The 12,194-nt window shown below is 72.8% G+C and carries 10 protein-coding genes; 2 read left to right on the forward strand and 8 right to left on the reverse strand.

The features are described from left to right. Nucleotide 1: 1 nt before the first annotated feature. Together ACFWUQ_RS24535 and ACFWUQ_RS24540 are read right to left on the reverse strand one after the other, a co-directional pair. On the reverse strand, nucleotides 2–301 hold the full coding sequence (locus ACFWUQ_RS24535) for an amphi-Trp domain-containing protein (RefSeq protein WP_384541787.1): 300 nt from the start codon (nucleotides 299–301) through the stop codon (nucleotides 2–4). Between the two features lie 29 nt (nucleotides 302–330). Beyond that, entirely contained in the window at nucleotides 331–1,725 is a 1,395-nt protein-coding gene (locus ACFWUQ_RS24540; RefSeq protein WP_384541790.1) for an MFS transporter, read from the reverse strand. Nucleotides 1,726–1,898: 173 nt separating this feature from the next. Here ACFWUQ_RS24540 and ACFWUQ_RS24545 point away from each other — a divergent pair, with 173 nt between their 5' ends. After that, a complete protein-coding gene (locus ACFWUQ_RS24545) occupies nucleotides 1,899–3,329 on the forward strand; it encodes a DUF2252 domain-containing protein (protein WP_384541792.1) in 1,431 nt (476 codons plus the stop codon). A 51-nt stretch (nucleotides 3,330–3,380) separates the two neighbouring features. Here ACFWUQ_RS24545 and ACFWUQ_RS24550 read toward each other — a convergent pair whose 3' ends face one another. The 3 genes from ACFWUQ_RS24550 to ACFWUQ_RS24560 are packed head-to-tail and all read right to left on the reverse strand — an operon-like array spanning nucleotide 3,381 to nucleotide 4,722. Next, nucleotides 3,381–3,758 carry a fic family toxin-antitoxin system, toxin component gene (locus tag ACFWUQ_RS24550; protein WP_384541852.1) on the reverse strand — a complete coding sequence of 126 codons (378 nt, stop codon included), beginning with the start codon at nucleotides 3,756–3,758 and terminating at the stop codon, nucleotides 3,381–3,383. Next, the gene (locus ACFWUQ_RS24555) at nucleotides 3,758–3,997 is read right to left on the reverse strand and encodes a hypothetical protein (RefSeq protein ID WP_384541795.1); all 240 of its coding nucleotides are present in this window, start codon (nucleotides 3,995–3,997) and stop codon (nucleotides 3,758–3,760) included. The genes ACFWUQ_RS24550 and ACFWUQ_RS24555 overlap by 1 nt, the downstream gene beginning before the upstream one ends. Nucleotides 3,998–4,053: 56 nt before the next feature. Next, a complete protein-coding gene (locus ACFWUQ_RS24560; RefSeq protein WP_384541798.1) occupies nucleotides 4,054–4,722 on the reverse strand; it encodes a VanZ family protein in 669 nt (222 codons plus the stop codon). Nucleotides 4,723–4,856: 134 nt separating this feature from the next. Between ACFWUQ_RS24560 and ACFWUQ_RS24565 the strand changes: the two genes are divergently transcribed. Continuing rightward, nucleotides 4,857–5,543 carry a DUF4230 domain-containing protein gene (locus tag ACFWUQ_RS24565; protein ID WP_384541855.1) on the forward strand — a complete coding sequence of 229 codons (687 nt, stop codon included), beginning with the start codon at nucleotides 4,857–4,859 and terminating at the stop codon, nucleotides 5,541–5,543. A gap of 57 nt (nucleotides 5,544–5,600) precedes the next feature. Here the strand turns inward: ACFWUQ_RS24565 and ACFWUQ_RS24570 are convergent, their stop codons facing one another. From ACFWUQ_RS24570 to ACFWUQ_RS24580, 3 genes are all read right to left on the reverse strand, one after another. Further along, nucleotides 5,601–8,051, reverse strand: coding sequence for a SpoIIE family protein phosphatase (locus ACFWUQ_RS24570; protein WP_384541800.1), 2,451 nt, complete (start codon nucleotides 8,049–8,051; stop codon nucleotides 5,601–5,603). After that, nucleotides 8,048–11,515, reverse strand: coding sequence for a HAMP domain-containing protein (locus ACFWUQ_RS24575; RefSeq protein WP_384541803.1), 3,468 nt, complete (start codon nucleotides 11,513–11,515; stop codon nucleotides 8,048–8,050). The genes ACFWUQ_RS24570 and ACFWUQ_RS24575 overlap by 4 nt, the downstream gene beginning before the upstream one ends. Nucleotides 11,516–11,759: 244 nt before the next feature. After that, nucleotides 11,760–12,104 (reverse strand): STAS domain-containing protein, encoded by a 345-nt coding sequence (locus ACFWUQ_RS24580; protein WP_384541806.1) that lies wholly within the window; start codon nucleotides 12,102–12,104, stop codon nucleotides 11,760–11,762. Nucleotides 12,105–12,194 lie beyond the last annotated feature (90 nt).

The raw sequence follows: 12,194 nt of genomic DNA on the forward strand, positions 1-12,194 counted from the left end.
GTCAGGGCGTACGGGTCGCGGAGCCCTTGCTCCTGCGCGCCGGCCGCTTCGCCGGTGCCGGCGCGTCCTCGGTCCGGTTGGTGGACCACTTGAGTTCGATCTCCAACTCGATCTGCCCGTCGCCGACCTCGACCTCGATCTCGGTGCGGAGTTCGTCCGGGATCTGCAGGCTCAGCGTCCCGGAGCCGAACCGCAGTTCGCCGTCGCCGCCCTGCCTCAGCGCCTCGGCGAGTGCGGAGAGCTGATCAGCGGCCTCACGGCGGGACAGGGAACTCTTCTGCTCGAACTTCAGGTCCTTCACGGATGTCTCCCATCAGCGGCGTCGACAAGCTAGGGAAGGGTGCTCGACTCCCCGTCCCGGGGGAGGAACACCGCGGCGGCGAGCCCGATGAGCGCCAGGACGGCCAGTGTGATCATCGCGGCGGCGTAGGCCCGGGTGGTGAGTCCGGCGACGAGGATGGTGCCGGCGACGGCGGTGCCCAGTGACGAGCCGAGGTTGGACACACTGCGCGACAGCCCCGAGATCTCGCCCTGCTGCGCCTCGGGGAAGCTCGACTGCACGACGTTGACCGACGGCGTCAGCATGACGCCGAGCCCGAGGCCGATCAGCAGCAGGCCGGGCGCGAAGGCCCAGGCGTTCGGAGAGCCGCTCACCATGGCCAGCAGGACGACGACCCCGGCGATCGCCAGCACGAAGCCCGCCATGATGAGGGTGCGCTGCGCGCGCCGCTTCGCCAGGCGTGCGGCGCCCAGCGAGGACACCAGGAGGCCGAGCGTGGCCGCCGTGAAGACCACGCCGGTCTGGATCGCGTCGTATCCGCGCACGACCTGGAGATAGGCCGCGACGACGAAGGACGTCCCCATGAGCACCGTCCACTGCACGTTCTGCGTGACCAGACCCAGATTGGAGGTGCGGTTGCGGAACAGGCCGCTCGACAGGAGCGGCTCCTTGCCGGCCCGCTCCTTGGCCCGTACCGACAGGAAGAACCACAGCAGCACCAGCGCGCCGAGCACGATCAGGGCGACCATGAGCCAGAGGTTGTCGTCGGCCGCCAGGATCCCCATGACCAGCAGGATGAGCCCGACTGCGGAGAGGACCGCCCCACCGGTGTCGAAGGGGCGCGTGGGATCCGGCGGCAGGGGGTCCTTGATCCGACGGCTCAGCATGATGATCAGAGCGATCACCAGGGCCTGGAACACGAAGGCGGCCCGCCAGCTGACGGCGGAGGTGATGAGCCCGCCGATCAGCGGCCCGGCGGCCGCGCCGATGCCTCCCAGCGCCATGACGGCGCCGAAGGCGCGGGCCCGTGAGGTCGTCTCCGTGAAGAGCAGCGTCGTGAGGATGTACACGGGCGGGATGAGGAGCGCTACGCCGATTCCTTCGAGGATCGAGTTGCCGAGGATGAGGACGCCCAGGCCCGGCGCGGCGGCGCTCAGCAGGGCGCCGATGCCGTACACGGCCAGACCGGCCAGGAAGCACTGCTTGCGTCCGTAGCGTTCGGTCAGCTTGCCGCCGGGGATCATCAGCGCGGCCATGACCAGGAGGAAGATCGTGATCGCGATCTGCACTCCCTGCACGGTCGTGTCGAGGTCCTCGCTGATGTCGTTGATCATCACGTTCATGTTCGAACCGGCGAAGCTGCAGATGAACTGGGCCAGGGCGAGGGGGACCAACACACCGCGCGTGGAACGGGACCCGGGCTTCGAGGCAGGGGTTTCGGCCACCGGTGCTGCTCCCTTCTGTGCTGCCTCAAGACTGCGCCGCGGCTCAGCCCGCCGCACGTCGGATCCCTCCCGCCCCCGTGCGAGGTGTCCGGTGAGGTCCTACGGTTGAAGCGGAGGCGAGCCGGTGGGCACGGGCCCGCTTCCTCCCCGATCAGGTCCGGACAGGAGCGCACATGTCCCAGAGCGCGACCACCGCGATGCGGGCGGTGCCCGGCAGCACACCCGGACAGCGCGCGGCCCAGGGCAAGGAGGCCCGGCGCCGTTCGCCGCGGTCCGGGCACGCCGTGTACCGCCCGTCCCCGGACCGGCCGGACCCGCTGGCGATCCTGGAGGCGCAGTCCGCGGCCCGGGTGCCCGAGCTCGTGCCGATCCGCTACAGCAGGATGTCCGAGTCGCCCTTCCGGTTCTACCGGGGGGCGGCCGCGGTCATGGCCTCGGACCTGGCCAACAGCCCCGACTCGGGTATCACGGCCCAGCTGTGCGGGGACGCGCACCTGCTGAACTTCCGGCTGCTGGCCTCCCCGGAGCGGTCGCTGATGTTCGACATCAACGACTTCGACGAGACGCTGCCCGGTCCCTGGGAGTGGGACGTCAAGCGGCTGGCGGCGAGTTTCGTCATTGCCGGCCGGGCGAACGGCTTCGACGACGCCGAGCGGGCGGGCGTTGTGAGCGCCGCCGTGCGTTCCTACCGCGAGGCGATGCGCGGCTTCGCGGGCATGGGCAACCTCGCCGTCTGGTACGCGAGGATCGACTCGGATCGGCTGAAGGCCCTCGCCGCGGAGCAGTTGGACAAGGGTGGACGCAAGAAGCTGGCCCGCGCCATGGCGAAGGCCCGTACGCGTGACACCCTGCAGGTCTTCGGCAGGCTCACGGAGCTGGTCGACGGGCGGCCTCGTATCGCGGCGGACCCACCGCTGCTGGTGCCGGTCGCGGATCTGCTGCCGGACGTCGAGGGCAGCGCGCTCGAAGACCGGTTCCGCCACCTGCTGGAACGCTACGGCCGCACGATGGGCAGTGACCGCCGGGCGCTCCTGGAGGACTACCGGATGGCCGACATGGCCCGCAAGGTGGTCGGTGTGGGCAGCGTCGGCACCCGCTGCTGGATCCTGCTCCTGCTGGGCCGCGACGGCCAGGACCCCCTCTTCCTGCAGGCCAAGGAGGCCGACACCTCCGTGCTCGCGGAGCACCTCGGCGCGAGCCGGTACCGCAACCAGGGCGAGCGCGTGGTCTCGGGGCAGCGGCTGATGCAGGCGGCGAGCGACATCTTCCTCGGCTGGGAGCGGGTGGACGGGATCGACGGCAAGCAGCGAGACTTCTACATCCGCCAGTTGCGCGACTGGAAGGGCATCGCCATGCCGGAGACGATGTCGCCCGACCAGTTGCGGGCCTTCGGCGAGGTGTGCGGGCTCACCCTCGCCCGGGCGCACGCTCGCTCGGGCGACCGGATCGCGATCGCCGCCTACCTGGGCCGCGGCGAGGCCTTCGACCGGGCGCTCGTCACCTTCGCCGAGGCCTACGCCGACCAGAACGAACGCGACCACCAGGCCCTGGTCGACGCGGTGCGCGCCGACCGGCTGCCGGCGCGGGAACTGCCGGCGGCCTGACGGCCGGTGCACGGACGGCCGGTGCACGGGCGAGCGGCGCCGGACGCCGTGTCAGCTGACGGTGGGCCAGGAGCGCAGCAGGGCGGCGATCTGCGCGGCGGTGCAGGCCGGGGCGAGGAGCAGGTCCCGCAGGGCGATGGCGTCGTCGCGCGTGGGTTTGACCGCGATCCCGGCGGCTTCCAGGTACATGACCCCGGTCGCGGCGGCGACGGCGAGGTTGGAGCGCTCCAGCCAGTGGCACCGGCCAAGCGTGTGGACCAGGGCGGCCGCCTTGGCGTACGGGCCGTCGTAGAGGGGCTGTTCGAAGAGCTCGGCGCGGTGGCGGGCGACCGCCGACACGGGGACGCCGTAGTCGTCGGGGGCCGGGTCGTCGGCCCCGGCCGCCTCGGCGACCTGCAGGATCCAGGGGACGTCGATGTGCAGCTCCATCATGCGGCGCGCGATCCCGGGCGGGTCCGCCGCGCGTCCTCGGCCTCGTCGAAGACGTCCTGGTGCTCGGAGAGGAAGCGCGTGGCGGCCTCCACCGCGCGGGAGCGCAGTCCGCTGGCGTCGTCCTGGACGAGGCGTGCGAGATAGTCCCCGATGCTCAGCCCGAGGTCGGCGGCCCGCTTCTTGGCGAGGTCGGCGACGTCCTGGTCCACCCGTGCGCCCAGCTGTGTCTTGGCCATAGCAGACACGGTAACAGCTGTTACCGCTCTCGGACACCCCCTCCGGAGGCCGGCCGTCAGTCCGCCGCCGGGTGCCGGCTCCCTGCGCGCTCGGCAACGGCCGGGGCAGTGGCCTCCGCCGGCGCCGTACGGGCGGGGCGACGGGTCCAGCGGTGCCACCAGTGGTGGCGCCTGGGGTGGACCGCACGGCTCATGCGGCGCCCGAGCAGCAGGTAGCCGATCAGCGCACCGACGGTGTTGAGGATGACGTCGTCCACGTCGAAGGCCCGCCCCGCGACGAGCGCGCCCTGGATCAGCTCGACGAGCGTCATCACGAGGGCGGTCGGCACGGCCACCCGGAACAGCCCCCGCGTCTGCGGCAACAGCACGGGCAGCAGGATGCCGAACGGGACACCCAGCAGGAGGTTCCCGCCGAGCTGCTTGACGGCGTCCTTGACGGACGCCCCGCCGAGGTAGGCGTCGATCGACGCGCCGGGGCGGACATTGCTGTGCACGAGGTCGACGGAGGCCGCGGACGGCTCCAGGGTGACGCGCGCCAGGGCGATGCTGAAGAAGACCGTCCCCACGAAGGCGACCAGCACCGCGGCCGCCCGCAGCGCGGGGTGCGCAGGCGGGCGCCCCAGAGGGGTCTCGGCCCGCCCACCGCTCTCCACCGCGGTCCGCGGAGCGGATCCGCCGGATGCCGCCGGGCTCCGCGGTACGGCGGTGGACTTTCGTTCGTCCATGAGTCGCTCCTTCTCACACACCCGTCGGGTTCCGGCCGTGCGCATACCCCGGGTCGGCGGGTCCACGCCCCTCCCGTCGGCGCAGGGTTCGAGTGGCCGTGGATGAGCGTGTCCTGACGGGGCATCCGCTGTCCATGGAGACCCACGCGAACGACACCGCGCCGGCCGGTCGCGCCGGCGCGCCGCGGCGGAGGTGGCGGACGGCGGCCCGGGCCGGTGCCGCCCTGGTGGTCGTGGCCGCGCTGCTCGTGCTCGCCGGCCGCTTCCTCACGGTGCCCGGCCTGGACGGCCTCTTCGGTACCCGCACCCACGACCGGACCGGACCGGCCGTACTGAAGTCCCTGCGCGACATGAGCCGGTTCGAGGGCGCCGCGGGCGACTACCAGGTCGTCGTGGACCTGGAGCACGACGCCCCCTTCCTCCCGGACGCGGTCCGCGGCACCCGCACCCTGTACGTGGGCGCGGGCACGGTCTCCGCGTACGTGGAGCTGGGCGGGCTCGACGAGCGGGCCGTGACGGTCGACGCGGACCGCACCGAGGCGGTCCTGCGGCTCCCCCGCGCGACCCTCGGCGCGCCCGCGCTCGATCCGGGGCGCTCGTACGCCGTCTCCAAGCAGCGCGGTCTGCTGGACCGGCTCGGCGACCTGTTCTCGGGCAACCCGGCGGGCGAACAGGCCGTGCAGAAGCTCGCGGTGGAGCGGATCGGCGGGGCCGCCCGGGAGAGCGGGCTCACCGAGCGCGCCGAACGGAACACCACCCTGATGCTGGAGGGCCTGCTGCGGTCCCTCGGCTTCGAGCGGGTGTCGGTCACCTACGTCTGAGCCGGCCGGTTCGTGCGCCGGCGGCCGCCCGGGTCGCGCGGCGCGCGGGGCGGGACCTCAGCCGACCTGGATGCCGATCACACACGTGTCGTCGTCCGTGTCGGAGCGGCTGTCGGCGAGGAGGCGGTCCAGGCGCCCGTCCAGGTCCCCGGTTCCGGCGGCCGCCGCGGCCACGAGGTGGCCGAGCGAGTCCTGGACGGAGGAGTCGCGCCGTTCCACCAGCCCGTCCGTGAACATCAGCAAGGTGTCGTCCGGTTCGAGCTGCACCTCCCGCTCGGTGTAGGTGATGTCGGGCAGGGCTCCGAGGAGCAGGCCCTCGATGAGCGGGAAGACCTCGGCCCCGCCTCCGCGGACGAGTACGGGCGGCAGGTGGCCGGCGCGCGCCCAGCGCATCACCCGGGTGCGCGGGTCGAACAGTCCGCAGACGGCGGTGGCGGTGAGGTGCTTGGCCAGATGGTGGGTGACCGTGTTGAGCCAGGACAGCAACTGGGCGGGGCCCGCGCCCGTGACGGCGAGGCCGCGCAGCGCGTTGCGCAGGACGACCATCCCTGTGGCCGCCTCGATGCCGTGACCGGCGACATCGCCCACGGACAGCAGGATCAGTCCGGAGGGCAGGACCACCGTGTCGTACCAGTCGCCGCCGACGAGCGACTCGGTCTCCGCCGGCCGGTAGCGTACGGCGACCCGCAGTCCGGGGGCCTCGATCGCCGGCGGGGTCGGAGGCATGATGGCGTGCTGGAGCTGGAGGGCGAGCCGGTTGCGTTCGGCGGACTCGGCCTCGGTGTGGGCGAGCTGGTCCCTGGTCGCGGCCAGCGCGACCTCGGTCCAGTGCTGGGCGGAGATGTCCTGGTAGGCGCCCCGTACGGTGTGCAGCCGCTGGTCGGCGTCGAGGACGGGCTCGGCGACGACCCGGATGTGGCGGGTGATGCCGTCGGGCCTCTGGAGACGGAGGTTGACGGAGGCGGGCCGGCGGTGGCGGAGCACCGCCCGCAGGAAGCGGCCGAGTGCGGCGGAGTCGTCGGGGTGGGCGTAGCCGGGCAGATCCCGCAGCCGTACCGGGGGCGCGGTGGGCGGGAGCCCGTGCAGGGCGTAGAGCTGGGCGTTCCAGGTGGTCTCCCCGGTGGTGAGGTTCTCCTCGAACCCGCCGATCCGGCCCAGGCGTTGGGCGTGCTGGAGGAGGTTGGCCAGCCGGGCCGTCTCGTCCTCGATGCGCCAGATCAGCAGGACGGCGGCGCCGTGGCGGCTGACGCTGATGTCCGCGACCGAGGTGAGGGGGATCTGGTCGACCAACGCGGTCAGGCTCATGCGCTCGGCCCTGAACGGCTCGCCCGTCGCGTGCACGCGCTCGATGATGTCGAACAGGCCGCTCTCGCCGGCGGCCATCGGGTAGGCCTCCAGCAGCAGCGCGCCGCTCACGTCACCGCGCGGCCGGCCCACGGGGTCGACGAACCGGCTGCCGGCGTGGCGGATGCGGAAGTCGCTGAGGCGGCCCTCGGAGTCGAGGACCGGCGTGAGCACCACGGCGGGGTCCTGGAGTCCTTCGGCGAGGTCGATGAGCTCCGCCACGTCCGGGAGCACCGCGTCACCGATCGTGTGGTCGCGCGGGGGCGCGGTGTCCATGGTGTGGGCGCACAGCTCGGCGAGGGCCTCGACCTGGCGCTCGATCTGCGGGGGCTGCGGCGCGAGGGGCTGCGGCCAGCAGATTTCGAGGACGCCGTGGATCCGTCCGCCCGTTCCCGTCGGTGCGGCCATCCGTCCGCCGCCGGGCCACTGGAGGTGGCCGATCGAGGGCATGCCCTCGGCTTTCAGGCGGGCGAGGGTGACCAGTCGGCGCTCCCGCAGGGCGAGGCGGGCGACGGTGGAGACGCCGGGCGGTACGTGGCGCCAGCGGGCGGCCTCCCCGGGCGCGAATCCGGCGTGGCCGGCGAGGGTCAGCGAGCCGTCGGGCACCGCGGTCCACACGGCCACGGCGGTCGCGCCGAGGGGGCCCAGGGCGTTCGTCAGCAGGGACTCGGCCACCGCCTGGGTGTCGGCGGCCGCCGCCAGCATGCCGCTCTCGGCGGTACGCAGCCGCACCGACACCGCGGAGTACCGCTCGGCCGGAGCCCCGGTGTCGGGCCCGTCCGGACCCGCCTCCGTACCGGTGCGCCGGACGAACTCGGCGGCGACCTCGCTGACGTGGTCGCGGGACGCCTGGTTGACGATGTCGGCGGCGAGTTCGAGCGGGGACATCCCGCCCTCCCGGCACAGCACGTCGAGCTGGTGTGCCGCGGCGGCCGGGGTGCAGTTCAACTGCCCGATCAGGATGCCCTTGGCCAGCTCGATCAGGGCCCGGCCGTCGGCGGCCGCCTGCGCCTCCAGCACCTCCCGGCGCAGCCGTTCGACGGTGGCCACGAGGCGCCCCAGTGGGGTCGGCGACTGGTGCGGGACGGTGCTCGCGCCCGGCTGGCCGCCGGTCGGCGCGCCCTGCGGGGACGCGCCGTCGTGCCGTCGCGTGTGCGCGGTCATCGGGTGAGCCAGTGGCGGACGCGGGCGATGAGGTCGTCGGCGTCCACCGGCTTGGTGACGTAGTCGCTGGCGCCCGCGGCGAGGCTCTTCTCCCGGTCACCGGGCATCGCCTTGGCGGTGACCGCGATGATGGGCAGGTCCTCGTACTCGGGCATCCGCCGGATCTCCGCGGTGGCCGCGTAGCCGTCCAGCTCGGGCATCATCACGTCCATCAGGACGATGTCGACGCCCGCGTCTCCGGTGAGCGCGTCGATGCCCTTGCGGCCGTCCTCGGCGTGGAGCACGCGCAGGCCGTGCAGTTCCAGGATGCCGCTGAGGGCGAAGAGGTTGCGTGCGTCGTCGTCCACGACGAGGACGGTGCGTCCGGCCAGGTCGCCTTCGCGTACGGGGGCCGGCTGACCGCGCCGGGTGTCGCCGTGCACCAGGGGCAGCGCCTCCCCCGGCTGCTCGGCGGACAGGTGGAGCGCGATCCGCTCCCGCAGCTCGTCCAGGCTGGAGAGCAGTTCCACGCGGCGGGCAGCGGCGCGCTCCCGCAGGGCGGGTTCCCGGCCGGTGCGCGGCCGGGGGTTGTCGTGGGCGAGGACGGGGAGCGAGGAGAGGGCCGGGTCGCCGTCGAGTGCGTCGAGGAAGCCGAGCGCCTCGCCGTCGGGCAGGTCCAGGTCCAGGACGACGCAGTGGAAGGATTCGGAGGCCAGGGCGGCGGCGGCCTCCCGCGCGCCGGTGGCGTTGACCACGTGGACGCAGTCGCGGCCGCCGGCCCCCGCAGGGGCCGGGGCGAGGTCCCGGTGGGCGCTCTCGGCGACGAGGGAGAGGAGGCCGTTGGGCCGTTCCTCGATCACGAGCAGGCGCCGCGGCTGCCGCTGGGCCGGGATCGCGGGCGCCTGCGGACGGCCCTCGCCGGTCGTTGCGGCCGCGCTGCCGGTCGGGAGCGCCGGCGGGAGGTCGCAGGGGGGCGCCTGCTCGTAGTCCGCGCGGCTGACCGGCAGGTAGAGCGTGAAGGTGCTGCCCCGGCCGGGGGCGCTCTCGGCGGTGACGGCCCCGCCCAGGAGCTGGGCGATCTCGCGGCTGATGGAGAGCCCGAGTCCGGTGCCGCCGTACTTGCGGCTGGTGGTGCCGTCGGCCTGCTGGAAGGCGCCGAAGACGGACTCCAGCTGTTGCTCGGGGATGCCGATGCCGGTGTCCCGGACCCGGAAGGCCGTTACGGGCCCGCGCCGGGGGACCCCGGCGGGGATCTCGGGGGCCGCCGCGGGTTCGATGCGCAGCTCGACGCCGCCGCGCTCGGTGAATTTGACGGCGTTGGAGAGCAGGTTGCGCAGGATCTGGCGCAACCGCGCGTCGTCGGTGAGCAGTTCGGCCGGGGCGTCGGGGGCGGTGGTGAGGGTGAAGTCGAGGCCCTTGTGCGTGGTCATCGGCCGGAAGGTGGCGTCGACGTACTCAAGCAGGTGCGGCAGGTGCACCCGCTCCGGGTTGATGTCCATCTTCCCGGCCTCGACCTTGGACAGGTCGAGGATGTCGTTGATGAGCTGGAGCAGGTCGGAGCCGGCGGAGTGGATGATGCCCGCGTACTCGACCTGCTTGGGGCTGAGGTTGCGGGTGGGGTTCTGGGCGAGCAACTGGGCCAGGATGAGGAGGCTGTTGAGCGGGGTGCGCAGCTCGTGGCTCATGTTGGCCAGGAACTCCGACTTGTAGGTGGAGGCCAGCGACAGCTGCTGGGCGCGGGTCTCCAGTTCCTGCCGGGCCTGCTCGATCTCCAGGTTCTTGGCCTCGATGTCGCTGTTCTGGCTGGCGAGCAGGGCGGCCTTCTCCTCCAGTTCCGCGTTGGAGCGCTGGAGTTCCTCCTGCTGGACCTGGAGTTCCTCCGAGCGGGCCTGGAGTTCGCCGGTGAGGCGCTGGGACTCGCCGAGGAGCTCGTCGGTCCGGGCGTTGGCGACGATCGTGTTCACGTTCGCGCCGATGGTCTCCATCAGCTGGGCGAGGAAGTCCCGGTGCACGGCGGTGAAGGCGGTGAAGGCGGCGAGTTCGATCACGCCGAGGACCTGGTCGTCCACCACGATCGGCAGGATGATCAGGCTGCCCGGGGTGGTACGTCCCAGACCGGAGGAGATGACGTAGCTGCCGGGGACCTGGTCGGTGGCGATGATCCGGCGGCTGCGGGCCGCCTGGCCGACGAGGGACTCGCCGAGGGCGAACGCCGTGCCGCCCTCGGCGCCCGCGGGACGGCCGTAGGAGCCGACGAGCGTAAGGACGGTCCCGCCGGGTCCGTCCTCGGCGAGGTAGAAGGCGCCGTACTGGGCGGCCACGAGCGGCGTCAGTTCGTCCATGACGAGTTCGGCGACGGCGGCGAGGTCGCGGTGGCCCTGCATCAGGCCGGAGATCTGCGCGAGGTTGGACTTGAGCCAGTCCTGCTCCTGGTTGGCGCGCGTGGTCTCGCGGAGCGAGCCGACCATGGAGTTGATGTTGTCCTTGAGTTCCGCGACCTCGCCGGAGGCGTCGACCGTGATCGAGCGGGTCAGGTCGCCCTCGGCGACCGCGCTGGCGACCTCGGCGATGGCCCGGACCTGCCGGGTCAGGTTGCCGGCGAGCTCGTTGACGTTCTCCGTCAGCCGCTTCCAGGTCCCCGAGACACCCTCGACCTCGGCCTGACCGCCGAGCCGGCCCTCACTGCCCACCTCGCGGGCCACGCGCGTGACCTCGGCGGCGAACGCGGACAGCTGGTCGACCATCGTGTTGATGGTCGTCTTCAACTCCAGGATCTCGCCCCGGGCGTCCACGTCGATCTTCTTCGACAGATCACCGTTGGCGACCGCCGTCGTGACGAGGGCGATGTTGCGGACCTGGCCGGTGAGGTTGTCGGCCATGGAATTGACGTTGTCGGTCAGGTCCTTCCACGTACCGGAGACGCCCTTGACGTCCGCCTGTCCGCCGAGCCGGCCCTCGGTGCCGACCTCGCGGGCCACACGCGTGACCTCCCCGGCGAAGGCGGAGAGCTGGTCGACCATCGTGTTGATGGTCTCCTTCAGCTCCAGGATCTCCCCGCGAGCGGTGACGGTGATCTTCTGCGAGAGGTCGCCCCTGGCCACCGCGGTCGCGACCTGGGCGATGGAGCGCACCTGGGCCGTGAGGTTCCCGGCCATGAAGTTGACGGAATCCGTGAGGTCCAGCCAGGCGCCGCCGACCCCGGGTACGTCGGCCTGCCCGCCGAGCGTCCCCTCGGTACCCACCTCGCGGGCCACGCGCGTCACCTCGGAGGTGAAGAGCGAGAGCTGGTTGACCATCCCGTTGAACACGGTGGCGATCTCCCCGAGGAGCCCGTCCGCCGCGTCGGGCAGCCTGGTGCGGAAGTCCCCGTCGCGTACGGCGGTCAGCCCCGCCAGGAGCCGGCGCAGTTCGGGCTCGCCGATCCCGGCCCCACCCGGCGACGCGGGCGCACCGCTCAGAGCATCCGTGTCCGGCCGCTCGGCCATGACACAACCTCACTTTCGCTACCAACCGCTCGAACACCCGGGGCAGCACCGACCGCGGACACCAGAGCGCGCCGGAGCGCCCGCCGTGCCGTAGTCCTTCGCCGGTGCACCGGTCGGGTGAAGGCTAATGCCGCCAAGGGACGATAGGGCACGGCCGAGCACGCCGGGGGCCGCTCGGGCCGGTTCGCCCGCGCCGGGACCCGCCGGGGGCTCGCCGGGCACCGGGCGGCGGCCCGCGGCGGCGTCAGGCGCCCGCGGCGTCCTCGACGCTCCCGTACAGGGAGAGGACGGTGTCGGCGCCGGTCAGCGCGAACAGCCGGCGCAGCTGCTCGCCGGGGGCGGCGATACGCAGGACGGTCAGCTGGTGCAGCCGCAGGAGCAGGTTCAGGAAGGAGGAGTCCCCGAAGGTGATGGCGCCCGCGTCCAGGACCACCACCGGGTGCCGGTCGGCCGCGGCGACCAGCGCCTGCTCCAACGGGCCCAGGGTGTCCTGGTCGAGCTCGCCGCGGGCCGCGACCACCCAGCCGGCCCCGGCCGGGTAACTGTCCCCGACCACGCCGTCCTGGTACGCGTCCCTTGCTCCGGTCATGTCCGCCTCCCCGGATCGCCACCTGTAGGTTCTCCACAGGGAGTATGCCTGGTCCCCGCTCCGGTGAGTGACGCCCCGGGTGGGGAAACC

Origin of the sequence: Streptomyces sp. NPDC058662 (assembly GCF_042716255.1) — a bacterium.
Taxonomy (GTDB): Bacteria; Actinomycetota; Actinomycetes; order Streptomycetales; family Streptomycetaceae; genus Streptomyces.

Coding starts and splice junctions, on each gene's coding strand:
- ACFWUQ_RS24570 (WP_384541800.1), bottom strand. CDS start 8,051: ATGACCGCGCACACGCGACGGCACGACGGCGCGTCCCCGCAGGGCGCG.
- ACFWUQ_RS24555 (WP_384541795.1), bottom strand. CDS start 3,997: ATGGCCAAGACACAGCTGGGCGCACGGGTGGACCAGGACGTCGCCGAC.
- ACFWUQ_RS24580 (WP_384541806.1), bottom strand. CDS start 12,104: ATGACCGGAGCAAGGGACGCGTACCAGGACGGCGTGGTCGGGGACAGT.
- ACFWUQ_RS24565 (WP_384541855.1), top strand. CDS start 4,857: ATGGAGACCCACGCGAACGACACCGCGCCGGCCGGTCGCGCCGGCGCG.
- ACFWUQ_RS24575 (WP_384541803.1), bottom strand. CDS start 11,515: ATGGCCGAGCGGCCGGACACGGATGCTCTGAGCGGTGCGCCCGCGTCG.
- ACFWUQ_RS24550 (WP_384541852.1), bottom strand. CDS start 3,758: ATGGAGCTGCACATCGACGTCCCCTGGATCCTGCAGGTCGCCGAGGCG.
- ACFWUQ_RS24560 (WP_384541798.1), bottom strand. CDS start 4,722: ATGGACGAACGAAAGTCCACCGCCGTACCGCGGAGCCCGGCGGCATCC.
- ACFWUQ_RS24545 (WP_384541792.1), top strand. CDS start 1,899: ATGTCCCAGAGCGCGACCACCGCGATGCGGGCGGTGCCCGGCAGCACA.